This is a genomic window from Clostridium sp. CMCC3677 (assembly GCF_023845585.1).
Taxonomy (GTDB): Bacteria; Bacillota; Clostridia; order Clostridiales; family Clostridiaceae; genus Clostridium; species Clostridium aquiflavi.
Window position 1 is genome coordinate 48,756 of the sequence record NZ_JAMQHS010000005.1, and the last position, 17,434, is coordinate 66,189.

Below are 17,434 nucleotides of genomic sequence, written 5' to 3' on the forward strand. Positions count from 1 at the left end.
CTATATTGATAAGAATATATTCTTAGCATCATTTTTCCTAATAGCTAAATCAAATCCTCTAAAATTTATAACTATTGGATCTCCTAAAGGAGCTCTTCTTTTAAATTCAATTTCAGTACCTTTAATACATCCTAAGGCTGATAATCTTTTCTTTAATTTTAAATCACCTTCAATGAAATCTATTATTCCTTTTTCACCAGGTTTTAAATCGCAAATACACATGAATATCACCTCTAATTGAAAATTATTATCGTTCAAAGTATAATAATAGCATCTTTTTTACACTTTAGTCAATAGTTGAAGTCCAAAAACATAATATATAATATAATGGAAAAAATATAAATAATTAAAGATAAATAAGAAAATATAATACAAACTTTAACTAATTAAAAAAATACAGTATAATAAAATATAAAAAATATACTATACTATGAAAGACGGGGTGAGATAATGTCAAAAATAGGGGCATTTTTTGATTTAGATGGAACATTATACAGAGAAGGTTTAATTACAGAAGTATTTAAAAAGATGGTTAAATATGAGATTATAGCGCCTGAGAGATGGTATAATGAAGTAAAGCCTCATTTTTTAAAATGGGATAAGAGACAAGGTGATTATGACAATTATCTTTTAAAGATGGTAGATGTTTATTTAGAAGCTATCAAAGGATTAGAAAAGCATCAAGTAGAGCATATAGCGCAAAAAGTAGTTGAACAAAAAGGTGATAGGGTTTACACTTTTACAAGAGATAGAATAAAGTGGCATAAAGAGCAAGGTCATATTATAATAATAATATCAGGTTCGCCTTCAGAACTTGTTAGAGAAATGGCCAATAAATATGGCTTTAATGATTATAAAGGTACAATTTATATGGTAGATAAGAAAGATATGTATACAAGTGAAGTTATACCTATGTGGGATAGCGAGAGTAAATCTAAAGCTATAAATGAACTTGTAGAGAAATATGATATAGACCTTAACAAAAGTTATGCTTATGGAGATACATCTGGAGATTATACTATGTTTAAGCATGTAGGACATCCATTTTGCATTAATCCAACAAAAGAACTTTTACAAAAAGTTATGAGTGACAATGAAGTGACAAATAAAGTTAATGTTATAGTAGAAAGAAAGGATGTAATATATAACTTAAATATTGAAGATATACAATTTGTATAGGAAAGAGTGGTACTGTGATTATTCGTGAGAACAACGTAAAGGTAGAAGAATTTAGTGATGAATTTATGATAAAACCTGAAAATAGAGAGTATTTACCTAGTGAGCTTATATTTTTTGATCTTGAACACTATGTATATAAAAAACCAAAGTGTATTGGAGTATTTGGAGCTTGTGAATTTAATAAAAGACTAAATGAAATTTTGGTAACACAATATATGATAGAAGATAGAGACGAAGTAGCTGATATATTATATTTGGCGCGAAACTATTTTATTAAGATGAAAAAATTAGGTAAAAAAGCAATTGTGACATTTTCAGGGAATAATGATTTTACTGTTATAAATTATCTTTTTAAACAATATGGGATAGAATATGATTTTAACAAGGAATTTGATTCAATAGATATACAAAAAGAATATGAAAAAAATAAAACCACATCTATAGGACTTAAAAATTTAGAAAAGCTATTTGACATTATAAGGGAAGGAGAAGTAATTAGTGGATCGAATTTAGCTAAAACTTTTCATAAAGTATTAAAAGACAAAAGTTACTTCAAAAGAATGCCAGAGGAAAAAATAGAAAAAATACTTCTTTATAATGAACAAGATGTGGTTAATTTATATCATATTTATGTTAAGTGGAAGAAATATATATATGATGATAATGAAATTGAAGAGTTAGATGAGAGTATAGAAGAATTGGATGATGAAATAGATAATTTTAATTATGAAAATAAATCAATAATAAATCACTAAGTTCAACTTAAAATAAATTTTTCTTAGCTTTAGATTAAGTGCATGAAATTTAAAGCTAAGAAAGTCTAAATAATACGGTACCTTAAAACCCCTCTGCATAGTAAATGATTATGCAGAGGGGTTTCTATTATTTAAGTAATTCTATACCTTTTTTTAATCTTGAAATTGATTCTTCTTTTCCAAGTAATATAGCAAGCTCAAAAGCACCACCTGGAGTAAATGATTTACCAGAAAGAGCAGTTCTTATAGGCCATAACATTTGACCATTTTTAATTTCTAATGATTTTATTAATTCGAACACTTTTTCGTGGATATAATCTTTATTCCAATTTGCTTCATCGATTGCTTCAATAATTGGTAAAACTTTTTCTAAGTTTTCTAATGAACTTTCAACTGTACTTTTCATTTTTTTATGAACATAAAGATCAGTCGAATATTCTGGTAACTCTTCTAAGAAATCAATTTGTTCTGCTAGATCGCTTAATAATTCACATCTTGTATGTAATAAGTCTGAAATGAATTTTAAATCAAAATCTTTCTTTAAAACTTTCTTATATTCAGGAACAGCAAGTTCATGGAACTCATCTAAAGAAAGTTTTCTTATATACTCACCATTCATCCATTTTAATTTAGCGTCATCAAATATAGCAGGTGATTTACTTATATCCTTGAAATCAAATTTTTGAGTTAATTCTTCAAGACTGAATATTTCTTCATTTGTTCCAGGGTTCCATCCAAGTAATGCAATGTAGTTAAGTACAGCTTCCTTTAGATAACCTTTTTGAATAAGATCTTCAAATGATGCATCACCATTTCTTTTTGATAATTTATGATGAGTATCTTTCATAATTGGTGGACAATGAACATAAACTGGAACATCCCAACCAAATGCTTCATATAATCTATTATATTTAGGTGAAGATGAAAGGTATTCATTACCTCTAACAACATGAGTTATACCCATTAAATGATCATCTACAACATTTGCAAAATTATAAGTTGGAAGACCATCAGATTTAATTAAAATCATATCTTCAAGTTCAGAGTTATCTACAGTTATTTTACCGTATATAACATCATCAAAAGTTGTTGATCCAGTTGTAGGATTATTTTGTCTTATTACATAAGGTAATCCTTTAGCTAGATTTGTTTCTATTTCTTCTTTTGTAAGATGTAAACAATGCTTATCATACTTAAATGGTCTCTTTAAAGCTTCAGCATTTTCTTTAAGTATATCTAATCTATCTTTAGAACAGAAACAATAGTAAGCTTCTCCTTTTTCAACTAATTTTTTTGCATATTCAAGATATATAGCTTTTCTTTCACTTTGAACATAAGGTCCAACTTCACCGCCAACATCTGGACCTTCATCGTGGTTAAGACCTGTTAATTTTAGCGTGTTATATATAATATCAACCGCACCTTCTACTAATCTTTCCTGATCAGTGTCCTCAATTCTTAGTATGAAATCTCCATCTTCATGTTTAGCTATAAGATAAGCATAAAGTGCAGTTCTTAAATTTCCAACATGCATATAACCAGTTGGACTAGGTGCAAATCTTGTTCTAATTTTTTTTGATGCCATTTTTATTTCACTCCTATACAAATCTTCATAAATAAAGCCCTTTCATTATGAATATTAAATGAAAGGGACATAATATATATAATATTAATTCTATGATATATCAACAGTCATTCTATGTCAATATTTTGGAGGACTTAGATTCATCTCATACATAATTATTTTTTTATTATTTTATGTCCATCAGAAGATAAGATAATTGTATGCTCTTTATTTGTTTGATAAATTTTTATGTTACTTTTAGTTAAACATTCTATTGTGGATTTATTAGGATGATTAAATTTATTATCATTACCAACAGAAATTATAGCTAGTGAAGGATTTACTTTTTCAATAAAAGCTTTGCTTGAGGAGGTGGATGAACCATGATGACCTATTTTTATTACATCACTTTTTATATTATTGTTTGAATCTAATAATATTTCACTCTCTACTTCTTTTTCAGCATCTCCTGTAAATAAGAAGGAAGTATCTCCATATTGAATTTTTATAACAGGTGAATAATTATTTATATTGTCATATAGATTTTTAATTGGAGAAAACACAGTTACATGAGTATTCTTTCCTAGATCAATGGTATTAGTATCTTTTTTTAATACATTAATTTTTAGATCTTTATCTTTTAATGCATCTATCATTTTTTCAAATGTAGATGTAGTATTTTCTATTTTAGGTGCATAAAATTTGTTAATTCCATAAGTTTTTATAATTTTAGCCATGTTACCTATATGATCTTCATGAGGATGGGTTGCAATAATATAATCTATTTTTTTTATATTCAATGAGCGCAGGTAACTTAAAATTTTATTTCTAGATTCTTTTGGACCAGAATCTATTAGCATATTTATATTGTTTACTTGTATAAGACTTGCATCACCTTGTCCCACATCAATGTAGTGAATAATCATATTATTATAATCATAGTAATTAGTGTTTAAATTCAAGTATCTTAGCATAAATAATGTAGATAATATTATAAATAATAATAGTAGTTTAAATTTCAAATTTCTTTTAACTCTCATAAGAACACTCCTTTAAATTATTTTACCATTAAATAGAAAATAATTCTTAAAAAAGATAAGGATTTCAATTAATGTAATATGTATATAAATTAAAAAAATGAAAAATTGAAAGGTTGAATATTGCAAAAATTATGTTATAATTAAATAAAAATACAGCTTTTATAGAAAAAATGCAATATTGACTTATTTAAAAATTCATAATAGGGGGCAAATAAATGAAAAAAGAATTTTCCATGAGTAATGATAAAGTAATGATTAATTTTACTACAAAGTATTGTAATAATATTGATTCAGTGTTAGAAAGTGAAGGCTTTAGAAGGGTATTAAATAGTTATTTAGAAAAATCAAAAAGAAAAAATACATTAACATATAGATTTTTAACAGATTCATTAGAATCAAATGATACATCTAAGATTTGCAAGGCATTAATAAAAGCTATAAAATTTTTAACAATAATGGGTGTAGAAGAAATTATAGAATTAAGTCCAGGTTTTGAAGCGTTATTGACTAATAAAGATAGCTTTATTAGATTTGTAGAAGAGTTTTATTCTTATTGGAGAAGATTAGAAAGATATACAATAATTCATAGATATAAATTAAGACAAGGATTAGCTGCAATGAGCTTTACAGAAGCAAATGCAGAGTTCTCAGTAATCATACTTAAATTATATAGGAAGGTTGAAAAAAATGTATTAGGTTATCAACCTAAGGTTTATAGACAAATTCCTGCTGGTGGAAACGCATGTATCATGATTCATCAAATGGAGTGGCCCATTCCTAAAGGGTATGAAATATTAGAAGATATACCTTTTATAGATAACATTCTTTTAGAAACACCATTTATAACTTATCCAAAGAGAAATACAAGAGATGGAGTGTTTTCAGAAATTGATGAAAATCCATTAAAATATGCAAGTATAAACAAAGAACATTGGTTTTGTTATCCTGCTAAAATAGGAGAGTCATTAGCATATATATACTTCCATAGAGATTATATGGAACATGGAATAACTTTATGTAACTTATTCGAGATGGCTAGAACAGAAGAGATAAGAGGCAGAAGACCTGATATAGTATTTGTATTTGGCGCAAATGATGAAAATGGAAAAGATTTAAAGACTGTATTCTATAATGATTATAAAAATGATATTATGCTTGGTTATATAAATCATTCAGATAAAATTGACTATTTTGGATATATGAAAAAAATGTCATTAACTCTTCATAATTTAATAATGATTAAAAAAGGATATTTACCAATACATGGGGCTATGGTAAATATTGTATTGAAAAATGGAAAAACAGCTAATGTAGTTATTATGGGGGATAGTGGGGCAGGAAAATCAGAAAGCTTAGAAGCATTTAGAAGCTTAAGTGAAGATTATATATCTGATATGACTATAATATTTGATGATATGGGAACTTTTAAATTAGAAGATGGTGAAATAAAAGGGTATGGTACAGAAATAGGAGCATTTGTTAGATTAGATGATTTGGACCAAGGATATGCTTTTAAAGAAATGGATAGAAGTATATTTATGAATCCTGATAAAGTGAATGCTAGACTAGTTATGCCAGTTTCATCTTACAAAGAAATAATGGCAGGATATAAAATTGATTTCTTCTTTTATGCAAATAATTATGAGGATGTAAAAGAAAATGAAAAACATCTAGAATATTTCACTTGCGCTGAAGACGCAGTAAATGTATTTAGATCAGGTGCAAGAATGGCTAAGGGAACTACAACAGAAAAAGGATTAGTTGAATCATTCTTTGCAAATCCATTTGGTCCAGTTCAAAAACAAGATGAGACTAATGTACTCATAGAAAAGTATTTTGATTTTATGTTTAAATCAAAGCAAACTAAAGTTGGTCAAATTAAAACTTGTTTAGGAGTATGTGGAGAAGAGAAGAATGGTCCTAAAAATGCAGCTTTAGAATTATTTGAAGAGATTAAAAAACTATAATTAGTATGTTTTAAAAAATATTGATATATTTATAAGTAAAGTGGACTGAGTAATTGAACTTAGGAATACTAAAATGAGTATAGTCCCATTTTAGCTTGCTCCCAATTTAAAATTGAGACAAGCAGTAAATGTGACAATATTCATTGAGGATTCTCAAAGTTAAATTACAATGCCACTTTACCTATTAAATATATCAATTCATGTTTAAAACATGACCTAAATTAAAAAGATACTAAAAAAAGATTTTTTAATCTTTTTTTAGTATCTTTTCTTTTAATGGTTTAAGTATTGAATCAAATGATTTTGAAGAAACATTAGGGAATGATTTTATTAATCTTATATGATTTAATTTTAATATAAATTTTGTAAATTTAGCTTCTAAAGTTTTTGACTTATTACTAGCCTTCTTTTTGGTAAAAGCTATAAATTCAACACATTTTTCGAATAAACCACTTTTATCTGTTTGAAGTTTAATCAAAAGATTTTTAAAATCAACCAAAGAATTAACAGTTAGAACAAAATCAATTAAAAAATAAATTACTATAATGTAAAAAACATATGTTTCAATAGTTGTAGGCAATTTATCAATCAAATATTTAATCACAGGGTGAAGCAATTTTATAACTATTACAGAAGCCGCCCCCCATAATAATGAAAATTCAAGACATATCCTTCCATGAAGATTAAAGGCATCATCAGTATAATCCCACCACTTGGATTTAAAAACCTTTTCTAAAATGAAACCTGTTAAATATTCTATAAGCGATGTTAGCAATGTGGCAAAAATAAATAATAACAATAAGTTATTTGTAAAATTATGTAATGAAACTAACATAAAAACAATTCCAAAACCATAGATAGGGCAAAAAGGACCATATAAAAAGCCTCGGTTTATAAAGTAATTATTATTTTTATATGCATAGATTACTTCAACACACCATCCTAAAAAAGAATATATCATAAAAAAGTAAATTAAGTCATATAAGCTAAAACTATTTAATATATACATAGTACCTCCTAACATAATATTTAAATTATAGTATATAATCTAGAATTTATATACTATAAAAAGATTAATTTTACATTAATTTTTTTATAGTATAAAAATTAAGCATCAATTTCAAGAAAGAAATGATGCTTAAAATTAATTTATGCTATGGTTCTTTCTTTTGTGAAAAAAGAAAGCGAGTATATCTCAGCCATTCTAATTAAAGAATAAATTATTTTACCAAAAATTATATAACATCCCAATAGTATTGCTACTATATTTATTTGAAAAAATCCAATCAAACCCCAATTAATAGCACTTATAACAACTGAAATAAGTGCAATGTAATCAAATGCTTTCATAAAATCATACTTCTAGCAGTTCTTTCAATAACAGTATTTACTTAAAAGTGTGTTTTTATTACTTTAAAATAAAAATAATTATAAAGATATATTTCTGTCTATTGGTTGTGATAATGATATAAATGTATCAGTTCTTGAAATTCCATCTATATTATTAATCTTATTAAGTAAAAGATCCTGTAAATCAGAAATATTAGTACAAACTACTTTAGCAAACATTGAATAGTTTCCAGTAGTTAAGTGAAGCTCAACGACTTCTTTTATTTTAGCCATTTCTTCAAATACAGAAGTAAAGCAAGATGCTTTATCTACATATATTCCAACAAAACAACAAACATCATAACCTAGTTTAGGTAGATTTAGAAGAATTCTAGTACCTCTAATTATACCTAAATCCTCCATTTTTTTCATTCTTACGTGGATTGTTCCTCCACTAACATGACAAATTCTTGCTATTTCTAAATAAGGGGTTCGACAATCTTTTATTAATAAATCTAAAATCTGTAAGTCTAATTCATCTAAATGTGCATTTGCAACTAGTTTCATATTATCACCTCTTAATAATCATAAAATCTAAATTTAATTTTATCAAATATTGGAGGATTATAAAAGTAAAAATCAATAAATTTATTAATTATTTTCAAAATTTTTATTAAAGTAATAATTTGTATTATAATAAAATTTTCATAAAAATAAAAAAATATGAGTAAAGCTTGATTATATATATAATATCTAATAAACTATTTAATATACACATTTAAGGAGGAATGACATATATGGGTAGTGTTATTATGACGATTCTTACTTTTATAGGAGTTTTAGCATTTACACTTTTACTTTATTGGATTTGCAGAAAGTATATATTTAAAAAAGTGAGAGTAAACAAATGGGTGCCTCTTTCTATAGCAATTGTATTATTTTTAGTTCAAATGTTTTTGACAACTACAAAAAAAGTAGTTCCAGTACAAATGTTATTATCAGTTTTATCTGTATTATTTTTCTTATGGTTTATGGATATACTTCAAACTGGCGGACCTAAAAAGTTAGAAAAGAAAATAGTTATAAAACCAAAAGCAAAACCTAATAGAGTAAAACATAAAGATAATGGAAAATAAAATAGTTGGTATTTTTTTATTTTAGTCATAGAAAAATATAAAAAAATTAATATTTAAAATTATTTTTTATAAGATAAAAACATTAAAAAAGCTAAAATTTTAATACTGACAGGCATAAGAGATACTGTTATATATAACAGTATCTCTTATGCCTTTTAAATTTTTTTATTCTTTAGAAAATTATATTTTAAAAAAATCTGTGGATAACTCAAATTATAATCTTGTTTAAGGATTAAGAAACAAATCATAAAGAATAAAAAATTGACACTCCAAAGTTGCTTGGCAATTTTTTTTACTTGAATTTAGATTTATGTCTACTACATTGGCAGAGATTACTACACTAAATACGGAAAATAGGTGAACTTATTCCTACCTTACCATTTTCTAATATGGTTTTTATAACATACCACTTTTCATTATTTTCAGCTTTATGCCTGTAAATGTATTTTATGCGATTTAAATTTAAATCAGGTATTTTTTTTATTATTGTACCTGAAAAAGAAATTATATTTATCTCCTTAATTTTATAGTTGTTATCTTGAATAAATATATAAAATTCTAGTTCATTATCATCTAAAGGGATAGTTTCACCCATAAAAGCATTATTTATAGTAAAGTACATAACTAAAGATTTAGATTCAGTTGAATAAGTATGTCGACTTCTAAATGCAGTTATTAAGGAGTCTAAAGTAAGTTCATTAGAAATTATGCATGTTAAATTTTCATCATCACCAAAATTCATTCTATGATTATCTTGCGAGTTTATAGCACCAAGTTGCCAACCCTTATCTAATAAATTGTAATAATACTTATCATATCTAGAATATTTATTTGGAGCAGAACCATTACCAACCTCAATAGATGTTATTAGTTTATTTAATAAAGGGCTATACTCTAAGTAATTTATGTTTTTATGGGGATGATTAAGGCTTATAAAGGCGTTTGGATTATTAAACATCCATAATATTAATAATTTAAGATTACTAACTATACCAGTAAAAAATCTATTAGAATTCACTACATTTATATCTCCAAATCCACTAGTTTTACTTTCAAATCCTATTACTGGTAGGAAGTTATCATGTTTTCTTCTATATTTTATTCTTAAGTATTTTAAAGCTTCCCATTTACTTAATTCATTTCCGTTCATTCTAACAGATTTAATAAGATAATTATTATGATCTGTTAAAATCAAAAAATCTAATCCGTTATGTCGAGCATAATCAAATGCTTCAGTTGGGGTACCTCTTCCAGTAGAAAAGCCACAATGAGCATGAGGAATGCCATAGTAAAATTTTAAGTTTTTAAAGTTAATTTGTGTTTTTTTCTTAGTCAAATTATCCTACCTATAAAATTGCTTACAGTATATAATATATCTTCTGCGGTAAAATAATGACAATAACTAAATGTAATGATAAAATAAGTTTAGATATCTTAGCTAAATTTAATTATAAAAAAGAAGAAAGTGGGAAAAATAATGATAAAGAATTTTTTAAATAATATTCCTAATATATCAGAAGGTGTTTACATATCTGAAACATCTGTTATTATTGGAGATGTCGTTATTAAAGAAAATTCTAACATATGGTTTGGTGCTGTACTTAGAGGTGATGAACAATCAATATCTATAGGATGCGAAACTAATATACAAGAAAATGTTGTTATTCATGGAGATGGTGAAAATAAAGTGACCATAGGAAACGGAGTTACTATTGGTCATGGAGCTATAATTCATGGATGTACAATAGAAGATAATGCATTGATCGGTATGGGAGCTATAATATTAAATGGAGCTAAAATAAGTAAAAATTCTGTTGTTGCTGCTGGAAGCTTAGTAACTCAAAATAAAGAGTTTGAAGACGGATCATTAATACTTGGAAATCCTGCAAAAGTTATAAGAAGATTAACACAGGAAGAAATTCAAGCTAATAAAGAAAGCTCTTTAACTTATGTTAATTTAGCTAAGAAGATGGCAGACAGTAATTAATAAGGTAATAAATTGGAGGAAATATGATACTAATAGGTGAATATAATAATTTTAAGGTAAGTAAAAAAGTTGATTTTGGATATTACTTAGAAAATGACATGGGTGAAGAAGTGTTATTACCAAATTCATCTTTAAATGAAAACAAAATAGAAGTTGGCGATAAAGTAGAGGCTTTTGTTTATAGGGATTCAAAGGATAGGGTAATATCAACATTAAAAACTCCAAGTTTAACAGTTGGAAAAGTAGGTTACTTAGAAGTAGTTGGTCAAAGTGGTATAGGAGCGTTTGCGGATTTTGGTCTTGAAAGAGATGCATTTATACCAATTAAAGAGCAAATATATAAATTAAAAACAGGAGAAAAGTATTTATTTTATATGTACTTAGATAAAACGGATAGAATAGCGCTTACAACTAGAGTTGATAACTATTTAGAATTTGCATCACCTGAAGAATTTAAAACTTCAGATGAAATTGAAGCAATAGTGTATGAAAGTGGTTATAATGGAACTTTAAAAGTTGCAATAAATAGAAAGTACAAAGGAATAATATTAGGTAATGAACATTTTGACTATTTATATCCAGGTCAAGCAGTAAATGCAAGAGTTAAGAGAATATATGAAGATGGAGTAATTGGTATTACAACAAGAAAAACAAGATTAAATGAAAGAGACGTACTATCAAAAGACATACTTCAATACTTAAGAGAAAATGGAGGATTTATGCCATTCAATGATAAGTCTTCTCCAGAAGATATAAAAAGAACATTTAATACTAGTAAGAACTATTTTAAAATAGCACTTGGTGGATTAATGAAACAAAAGTTAATAGCTCAAGACAAAGAAGGAACAAGATTATTATAATAAATATTAAAACTATATTTTAGAGATATGATTATTACATAAGATTTTATATAAAAAGATATGCCGTTTAATTAATAGCATATCTTTTTATAATGCTGTGTTTTAGAAATGTTTTGATATATACATAAATAAAGTAGATTAAGTAATTGAATTTATTTAATTCTTGTTCTAAATAATAGATTTTTTAATTTGCTCCAATTAAAAGGAATTAAAGGATAAAAATAACGATCATTTGTAATTGTTTTAGTAGAATACATAATAAATACTATTAATAGTAGTCCTACTATAAATCCCCAATAACCTAAAATTGCACTTAAGATTAATAACAATACTCTCATAAACTTTAAAGCATAGCCTAACTCTATACTAGACTGCTCAAAACTAGCTAAAGCAACTATTGACATGTATAATATGGATTGAGGTATAAACCAACCAGTAGTTACGGTATATTCTCCTAATATTAATCCACCAATAACGGACAAAGACATTCCAAGAGAATTAGGGGTATTTAAAGATGCTAATTTTAATCCATCAATGGCTACTTCTAATATTAAAAATTGCCAGAAAATAGGTATAGAGTAACTGTCTTTTGGAAATAAAAAATTAAATTCAGCTGGCAAAGTTATATTTCCATTAATAAAAAGTAAGTAAAGTGGAGTTAAAACAATTGTTGATATAGTTATAATATTTCTAATTATTCTTAAATAATTACCTGTAAATATTGGAAAATAATAATCATCTACATCTTGTAGAAAGTCGAAAATAGAAGTTGGTAAAATCATAGCAGTAGGAGAATTATCTACTAAAATAATTATATTTCCTTCAGTTAAATGAGAGGATGCAACATCGGGTCTTTCTGTATATCTAACTTTAGGGAATGGATTAAGATAATTACGGTTACTTAAGGTTTCAACTAAACTTTGATCTCCTAATGTAAGGGTATCAACATTTATTTTCTTAATCTTTTCTAATACTATATCTAAGCTACGTTTATCAACAATACCATCCATATAAGCTATACATACATCAGTTTTTGAAATTTTACCTATAGTATGCATATCAAAAATTAATCTAGAATCACGTATTCTTCTACGAATTAAAGCTGTATTAAAAACTATTGTTTCAACAAAACCATCTCGTGCGCCTCTTAAAGTTTTTTCCTTTTCAGGTTCTGCAAGTCCACGTACCGGATAGGTACGCATATCTAGAATTATGCACTTATCATATCCATCAATAAACATTGAGGTTTGCCCACAAAGCACAGCATCAATTATTTTATCCAAATCAACTTCTTCAGAAACTTCTATATAAGGAATGGCATTATCTATAAATTCACTTGGTGTTTTATAAGAGTTCATTACTTCAGGCTTTATTGTAAAAAATCCATTCATTATTCGTTCCATAACGTCATCCTTAGTAAATCCATCTATATAAAACATAGTTGTTTTCTTATTACCTATTATTATATTCCTTTGAATAATATCAAAGCTCTCTTTAACTTTGAGTTTTGATTTTATTAAAGAAATATTATTATCAAAACCTGATGTGATTTTCAAAAAACTACACCTCTTTCATATTTTTTGTTATATGTTTATGAAAATATTATGTGATTTACAAGAAAATTTATGCAAAATATATTTAATAGACTAAGTGGATTTTTTTGCCTGTGATCTGGATAATATAATATCAATACTGCCATAAAACAGAATGTAAATTACAAAAAAATAAGGCTCTGTTAAAACAGAGCCGAAAATAAAAATTAGTATTTAAATTTAATAGAAATTTCTTTAATTTCACCTTTAGAATTTTTTCTTATATTAAATTGTTTTATATCAGAAAAATCATTGTCTAATTGATAAGATAATTCATTAATAGTAGCTTTGGTCTTTTTAGCTAATTCACCATCTTGAATTACTCTAAATCTAGATTTCTTACAAGTTATTTCTTCACTTTTGTCACTAATTACAACAAAATACTCAGGTGCTTCCTCAATAACTAAGTAATCTTTGCTTAAACTTAAATCATCACATAAACTATTATCTATACATTTAACTATCATTTAAAAGTCCTCCTAATATTAAAATTATAACTCAATAGTAGTATAAAATTTTCATAATTTATACTAGAAAAAATCATGAAAAAAGTAATTAAAAATAGTAAAAAATTATAATTTATAGAGAAGTGATACTTTTTTTGATATAATTATTATGAAAGAAAGGATTGATCAGTAATGGAAATTGGAAGAGTACGAAGCGGAAATGTGTCAACTGAAAGAAAAATTGTATCAGAAAAAAAAGATTTTTCTCAAAGCTTTAATCATGCCAGAGAAAGAAAGTCAGAAGAACAACTTCGTAAATTAATGGATGACATCAAAAAAAGAGGAAACAAGCTTGTATTAACTAAAACATATGTTGATGTTGTTATGTATAAAAAGATGATAAAAGAATATTTAGAATCAATATTAAAGTTTATGTATGATACAAAGAAAGATATTAGTTTTTGGCAAACTCAATATTTTGTTACTGTTGATACTATAGATGAAAAGTTAGAAGAACTGACAAATATGTTACTATCTGAAGAAAAGGAAAACTTGAATTTAGCAGCAACTATAGATGAAATTCAAGGATTAATAGTAGATATATATAGATAGAATACATAAAGGTTTAATGCTAAAGTATGAGTATTTAGTATTAAACCTTATTTATGTATAGAATTCCTAAGGCACATGAAAATAAATAATAATCCCAAAGTTGCAATGGATATTTTTCATCAGGCAAGAAGATGAATTGTCCTCATAGCGTGCTTATTAGGTCAATTTGACGACGCAGCATGATGGAAAATAGGCGGGCAAATGGACTTGTTATTTTTTCGAGTGTGCCTAAAGTTAAATATTAGTTGAGAACTGATAGTGAAAAGTTGAGAGTCAAGGAAAAAAACAAAGTGAACTAAGAGTTAATTACATTTTAAAATTAAATTATGGATATACTTAATTTGGAGGTTTGTTATAATTATTGTGTTATGATAATTATAGTAAAAATTAAGGAAGGTGGATTTTAATGAAGAGATTATCAATATTTTTAATACCTATTATATCAATATTTATGTTTATAGGGTGTGGAGAAAATAAAACTACAACTATAGATGAAGTTAAGGAAATTAATTTTGTAGTTCCAGATGGACTTCCAGCAATATCTATAGCTAAAATGATAAAGGAAAAACCAGGATTTCAAAAAGGATATAATGTTAATTATAACATTGAAAAAGTATCAGATAATGTTGTTACATCTATAATGAAAAGTGAAGCTGATATAGCCATAGTACCATCCAATGTACCTGCTATATCTTATAATAAAAATGGTGATTACAAAATAGTTGGAACAGTAGGCTGGGGATCTTTTTATATAGTTTCTACTGATAATTCTAAAAATATAGATGAATTAAAAGGTAAGGAAATTTATAATATTGGAAAGGGATTAACTCCAGATATTATAACAAAAGCTATTTTAAAAAATAACAATATAGATCCAGATAAAGATGTGAACCTTAGCTATGTTGGAGGAGTTACAGAAATAGCACCAGTAATTTTATCAGGAAAAGCTAATTATGCAGTATTACCAGAACCAGCGTTATCTACTGTATTAAGCAAAAAAGATAATCTAAATATACTTCTGGATTTAAATGAAGAATGGAAAAAAGAAAATGATTCAAAATATGGTTACCCTCAAGCGACTATAATAATAAAAAAAGATTTAATAGAAAATGATAAAAAGCTAGTTGTAAATATTTTAAGAGAAATAGAAAATAGCACAATATGGGCATATAAAGACAAAGAAGCTTTAGGAGACTACTGTGAGGAAATAGGTGTATCAGCTAATAAAAATATAATAGTATCAGCCATGGAAAGGGCTAATATAAAATACGTTGATATAAAAGATTCTATTAGTGAATATAATACTTATTTTAAAAATTTATATGAATTTGACAACATAACGGTAGGAGGAAAGATACCAGATGAAGGAATATACATGGAAAAATAGAATATGTATTCTAGCATCATGTTTATTCTTTTTAATAGTATGGCAAGTTCTTGCAGTTATTATAAATAATGATATATATTTACCAAATATTCAACAAGTAATAACTGAAATGATTAAAATTATAAGTAAAAATGATTTTAATTTAATATTTATTAGTAGTGTATATAGATCTGTGTTATGCTATATTTTAGCTATAATTTTAGCTATAATCTTAGGGGTGCTTACATTTATGTATCCCTTTTTTAAGTTTTTATTAGCTCCAATAAATTCTTTTGCTAAAACTATACCAACTATGGTATTAGTAGTGTTAGTATTGGTTTGGTTCAATAAAGATAAGGCCCCATTTATAGTAGGGTTTGCTATAACATTTCCAATATTATATGAAGGAATAGTTGGAAGTCTTAATAGTATAGATAAAAAAATAATAGATATGATGGATATATATGAAATATCTCTTATAGAAAAAATAAAAAAAATATATGTTCCAATTATAAAATTTCACTTAGCAAGTATATTGGTATCAACTTTCTCTTTGGCATTTAAAGTTGTTATCGCAGGAGAAGTACATGGACAACCTAGGTATGGAATAGGTTCTGCAATACAACTTGAAAAAGTGAATTTTAACACTAGTGGAATATTTGCATGGATAGTACTTATTGCGATATTATCACTAGCTTTTGAATTTATAAATAATTTGTTTAAAACTAGGATATATAGGTGGAAGAAAAATGAAAATAGAAATTAAAAATTTAAGTAAAGCCTATAATAATGAAATAGTTTTCGAAAGGTTTAATTTAACTTTAGAAAATAGCAAAGTAAATTGCATAGTCGGAAAATCAGGTTGTGGAAAAAGCACTTTGCTTAATATGTTAGCTGGAATTCTTAAATTTGATGATGGAGAGATTTCAGGAATATCAAAAAATGAAGTTAGTTACATATTTCAAGAAGATAGATTGGTAGAATGGCTTACAGTTGAAGAAAATTTAATTTTTGCCTTGAAAAAATATTATGATAAGTTAGAACTAAAAGAAAAAATAAAATATATTTTATCTTCATTAGGACTTGAAGATGTAAAAAATAAATATCCAGAAGAATTAAGTGGTGGAATGAAGCAGAGAGTAAATATAGCTAGAGCTTTTGGAAAACCATCTAAAATTATTTTAATGGACGAACCATTCAAATCTTTAGATTACACATTAAAATATAAAATAATTGATGAATTTAAAAATATTATGTTAAATGAGAGTAGAATAGTAGTACTAGTTACTCATGATGTTGATGAAGCTATATATTTTAATGGTAATATAATAGTTTTTGGAGAAAGACCTGTTAAGATTAAAGGCATTTTTAATGAAGATTTACAAGATTTTAAGAGTGATATTATTAATTTAATTAAGTAATAGCATATGTTTTAGTAGTGTGTTGATATATGCATAAGTAAAGCTGGACTAAGTAATTGAACTTAAGAACACTAAAATGAGTATAGTCCAATTTTAGCTTGCTCCAATGTAAAAATGAGACAAGCAGTAAATTTGACAATACTCATTAAGAGTTCTAAAAGTCCAATTACAATGCCACTT

At 26.0% G+C, this 17,434-nt stretch carries 19 protein-coding genes; 10 read left to right on the forward strand and 9 right to left on the reverse strand.

Going from position 1 to position 17,434, the window contains the following annotated elements; all coding sequences use genetic code 11:
- On the reverse strand, nucleotides 1–222 hold the full coding sequence (locus NG901_RS07150) for a FeoA family protein (protein WP_252213132.1): 222 nt from the start codon (nucleotides 220–222) through the stop codon (nucleotides 1–3).
- A 228-nt stretch (nucleotides 223–450) separates the two neighbouring features.
- On the opposite strand from NG901_RS07150, the gene NG901_RS07155 reads away from it, so the two are divergent.
- Together NG901_RS07155 and NG901_RS07160 are read left to right on the forward strand one after the other, a co-directional pair.
- The gene (locus tag NG901_RS07155; protein WP_252213133.1) at nucleotides 451–1,179 is read left to right on the forward strand and encodes an HAD-IB family hydrolase; all 729 of its coding nucleotides are present in this window, start codon (nucleotides 451–453) and stop codon (nucleotides 1,177–1,179) included.
- Between the two features lie 14 nt (nucleotides 1,180–1,193).
- On the forward strand, nucleotides 1,194–1,934 hold the full coding sequence (locus NG901_RS07160) for a ribonuclease H-like domain-containing protein (RefSeq protein WP_252213134.1): 741 nt from the start codon (nucleotides 1,194–1,196) through the stop codon (nucleotides 1,932–1,934).
- 127 nt (nucleotides 1,935–2,061) lie between these two features.
- Here the strand turns inward: NG901_RS07160 and gltX are convergent, their stop codons facing one another.
- Nucleotides 2,062–3,519 carry a glutamate--tRNA ligase gene (gltX, locus tag NG901_RS07165; RefSeq protein WP_252213135.1) on the reverse strand — a complete coding sequence of 486 codons (1,458 nt, stop codon included), beginning with the start codon at nucleotides 3,517–3,519 and terminating at the stop codon, nucleotides 2,062–2,064.
- Nucleotides 3,520–3,674: 155 nt separating this feature from the next.
- Complete coding sequence (locus tag NG901_RS07170; RefSeq protein WP_252213136.1) at nucleotides 3,675–4,538, reverse strand: ComEC/Rec2 family competence protein; 864 nt, start codon at nucleotides 4,536–4,538, stop codon at nucleotides 3,675–3,677.
- A 215-nt stretch (nucleotides 4,539–4,753) separates the two neighbouring features.
- Between NG901_RS07170 and NG901_RS07175 the strand changes: the two genes are divergently transcribed.
- Complete coding sequence (locus NG901_RS07175; RefSeq protein WP_252213137.1) at nucleotides 4,754–6,505, forward strand: phosphoenolpyruvate carboxykinase; 1,752 nt, start codon at nucleotides 4,754–4,756, stop codon at nucleotides 6,503–6,505.
- A 247-nt stretch (nucleotides 6,506–6,752) separates the two neighbouring features.
- Here NG901_RS07175 and NG901_RS07180 read toward each other — a convergent pair whose 3' ends face one another.
- The 3 genes from NG901_RS07180 to NG901_RS07190 form a co-directional block, all read right to left on the reverse strand.
- A complete protein-coding gene (locus tag NG901_RS07180) occupies nucleotides 6,753–7,514 on the reverse strand; it encodes a putative ABC transporter permease (protein WP_252213138.1) in 762 nt (253 codons plus the stop codon).
- A gap of 140 nt (nucleotides 7,515–7,654) precedes the next feature.
- The gene (locus NG901_RS07185; protein WP_252213139.1) at nucleotides 7,655–7,855 is read right to left on the reverse strand and encodes a DUF378 domain-containing protein; all 201 of its coding nucleotides are present in this window, start codon (nucleotides 7,853–7,855) and stop codon (nucleotides 7,655–7,657) included.
- Between the two features lie 78 nt (nucleotides 7,856–7,933).
- A complete protein-coding gene (locus NG901_RS07190; protein ID WP_003370983.1) occupies nucleotides 7,934–8,401 on the reverse strand; it encodes an Lrp/AsnC ligand binding domain-containing protein in 468 nt (155 codons plus the stop codon).
- Nucleotides 8,402–8,631: 230 nt separating this feature from the next.
- Here NG901_RS07190 and NG901_RS07195 point away from each other — a divergent pair, with 230 nt between their 5' ends.
- Complete coding sequence (locus tag NG901_RS07195) at nucleotides 8,632–8,970, forward strand: hypothetical protein (RefSeq protein WP_252213140.1); 339 nt, start codon at nucleotides 8,632–8,634, stop codon at nucleotides 8,968–8,970.
- 340 nt (nucleotides 8,971–9,310) lie between these two features.
- Here NG901_RS07195 and NG901_RS07200 read toward each other — a convergent pair whose 3' ends face one another.
- A complete protein-coding gene (locus tag NG901_RS07200; RefSeq protein WP_252213141.1) occupies nucleotides 9,311–10,306 on the reverse strand; it encodes a CehA/McbA family metallohydrolase domain-containing protein in 996 nt (331 codons plus the stop codon).
- Between the two features lie 141 nt (nucleotides 10,307–10,447).
- Between NG901_RS07200 and NG901_RS07205 the strand changes: the two genes are divergently transcribed.
- Both NG901_RS07205 and NG901_RS07210 read left to right on the forward strand, forming a co-directional pair.
- Nucleotides 10,448–10,957, forward strand: coding sequence for a gamma carbonic anhydrase family protein (locus NG901_RS07205; protein WP_252213142.1), 510 nt, complete (start codon nucleotides 10,448–10,450; stop codon nucleotides 10,955–10,957).
- Between the two features lie 23 nt (nucleotides 10,958–10,980).
- Nucleotides 10,981–11,817 carry a CvfB family protein gene (locus NG901_RS07210; protein ID WP_252213143.1) on the forward strand — a complete coding sequence of 279 codons (837 nt, stop codon included), beginning with the start codon at nucleotides 10,981–10,983 and terminating at the stop codon, nucleotides 11,815–11,817.
- Nucleotides 11,818–11,969: 152 nt separating this feature from the next.
- Here NG901_RS07210 and NG901_RS07215 read toward each other — a convergent pair whose 3' ends face one another.
- Both NG901_RS07215 and NG901_RS07220 read right to left on the reverse strand, forming a co-directional pair.
- Nucleotides 11,970–13,373, reverse strand: a complete 1,404-nt coding sequence (locus NG901_RS07215) for a spore germination protein (RefSeq protein ID WP_252213144.1) — start codon at nucleotides 13,371–13,373, stop codon at nucleotides 11,970–11,972.
- Between the two features lie 203 nt (nucleotides 13,374–13,576).
- Nucleotides 13,577–13,876, reverse strand: a complete 300-nt coding sequence (locus NG901_RS07220; RefSeq protein ID WP_252213145.1) for a hypothetical protein — start codon at nucleotides 13,874–13,876, stop codon at nucleotides 13,577–13,579.
- Nucleotides 13,877–14,047: 171 nt separating this feature from the next.
- Between NG901_RS07220 and NG901_RS07225 the strand changes: the two genes are divergently transcribed.
- The 4 genes from NG901_RS07225 (at nucleotide 14,048) to NG901_RS07240 (ending at nucleotide 17,254) form a co-directional block, all read left to right on the forward strand.
- Nucleotides 14,048–14,467, forward strand: a complete 420-nt coding sequence (locus NG901_RS07225; protein WP_252213146.1) for a YaaR family protein — start codon at nucleotides 14,048–14,050, stop codon at nucleotides 14,465–14,467.
- A gap of 406 nt (nucleotides 14,468–14,873) precedes the next feature.
- The gene (locus NG901_RS07230; RefSeq protein ID WP_252213147.1) at nucleotides 14,874–15,854 is read left to right on the forward strand and encodes an ABC transporter substrate-binding protein; all 981 of its coding nucleotides are present in this window, start codon (nucleotides 14,874–14,876) and stop codon (nucleotides 15,852–15,854) included.
- Nucleotides 15,829–16,599, forward strand: coding sequence for an ABC transporter permease (locus tag NG901_RS07235; protein WP_252213148.1), 771 nt, complete (start codon nucleotides 15,829–15,831; stop codon nucleotides 16,597–16,599). Before NG901_RS07230 ends, NG901_RS07235 begins: the two co-directional genes overlap by 26 nt.
- The gene (locus tag NG901_RS07240) at nucleotides 16,583–17,254 is read left to right on the forward strand and encodes an ABC transporter ATP-binding protein (protein ID WP_252213149.1); all 672 of its coding nucleotides are present in this window, start codon (nucleotides 16,583–16,585) and stop codon (nucleotides 17,252–17,254) included. The genes NG901_RS07235 and NG901_RS07240 overlap by 17 nt, the downstream gene beginning before the upstream one ends.
- Nucleotides 17,255–17,434 lie beyond the last annotated feature (180 nt).

What these genes read in the sequence shown, in the direction of transcription:
- NG901_RS07150 (WP_252213132.1), bottom strand. Translation starts at nt 222, where the DNA reads ATGTGTATTTGCGATTTAAAACCTGGTGAAAAAGGAATAATAGATTTC.
- NG901_RS07155 (WP_252213133.1), top strand. Translation starts at nt 451, where the DNA reads ATGTCAAAAATAGGGGCATTTTTTGATTTAGATGGAACATTATACAGA.
- gltX (WP_252213135.1), bottom strand. Translation starts at nt 3,519, where the DNA reads ATGGCATCAAAAAAAATTAGAACAAGATTTGCACCTAGTCCAACTGGT.
- NG901_RS07170 (WP_252213136.1), bottom strand. Translation starts at nt 4,538, where the DNA reads ATGAGAGTTAAAAGAAATTTGAAATTTAAACTACTATTATTATTTATA.
- NG901_RS07175 (WP_252213137.1), top strand. Translation starts at nt 4,754, where the DNA reads ATGAAAAAAGAATTTTCCATGAGTAATGATAAAGTAATGATTAATTTT.
- NG901_RS07180 (WP_252213138.1), bottom strand. Translation starts at nt 7,514, where the DNA reads ATGTATATATTAAATAGTTTTAGCTTATATGACTTAATTTACTTTTTT.
- NG901_RS07185 (WP_252213139.1), bottom strand. Translation starts at nt 7,855, where the DNA reads ATGAAAGCATTTGATTACATTGCACTTATTTCAGTTGTTATAAGTGCT.
- NG901_RS07190 (WP_003370983.1), bottom strand. Translation starts at nt 8,401, where the DNA reads ATGAAACTAGTTGCAAATGCACATTTAGATGAATTAGACTTACAGATT.
- NG901_RS07195 (WP_252213140.1), top strand. Translation starts at nt 8,632, where the DNA reads ATGGGTAGTGTTATTATGACGATTCTTACTTTTATAGGAGTTTTAGCA.
- NG901_RS07205 (WP_252213142.1), top strand. Translation starts at nt 10,448, where the DNA reads ATGATAAAGAATTTTTTAAATAATATTCCTAATATATCAGAAGGTGTT.
- NG901_RS07210 (WP_252213143.1), top strand. Translation starts at nt 10,981, where the DNA reads ATGATACTAATAGGTGAATATAATAATTTTAAGGTAAGTAAAAAAGTT.
- NG901_RS07220 (WP_252213145.1), bottom strand. Translation starts at nt 13,876, where the DNA reads ATGATAGTTAAATGTATAGATAATAGTTTATGTGATGATTTAAGTTTA.
- NG901_RS07225 (WP_252213146.1), top strand. Translation starts at nt 14,048, where the DNA reads ATGGAAATTGGAAGAGTACGAAGCGGAAATGTGTCAACTGAAAGAAAA.
- NG901_RS07230 (WP_252213147.1), top strand. Translation starts at nt 14,874, where the DNA reads ATGAAGAGATTATCAATATTTTTAATACCTATTATATCAATATTTATG.
- NG901_RS07235 (WP_252213148.1), top strand. Translation starts at nt 15,829, where the DNA reads ATGAAGGAATATACATGGAAAAATAGAATATGTATTCTAGCATCATGT.
- NG901_RS07240 (WP_252213149.1), top strand. Translation starts at nt 16,583, where the DNA reads ATGAAAATAGAAATTAAAAATTTAAGTAAAGCCTATAATAATGAAATA.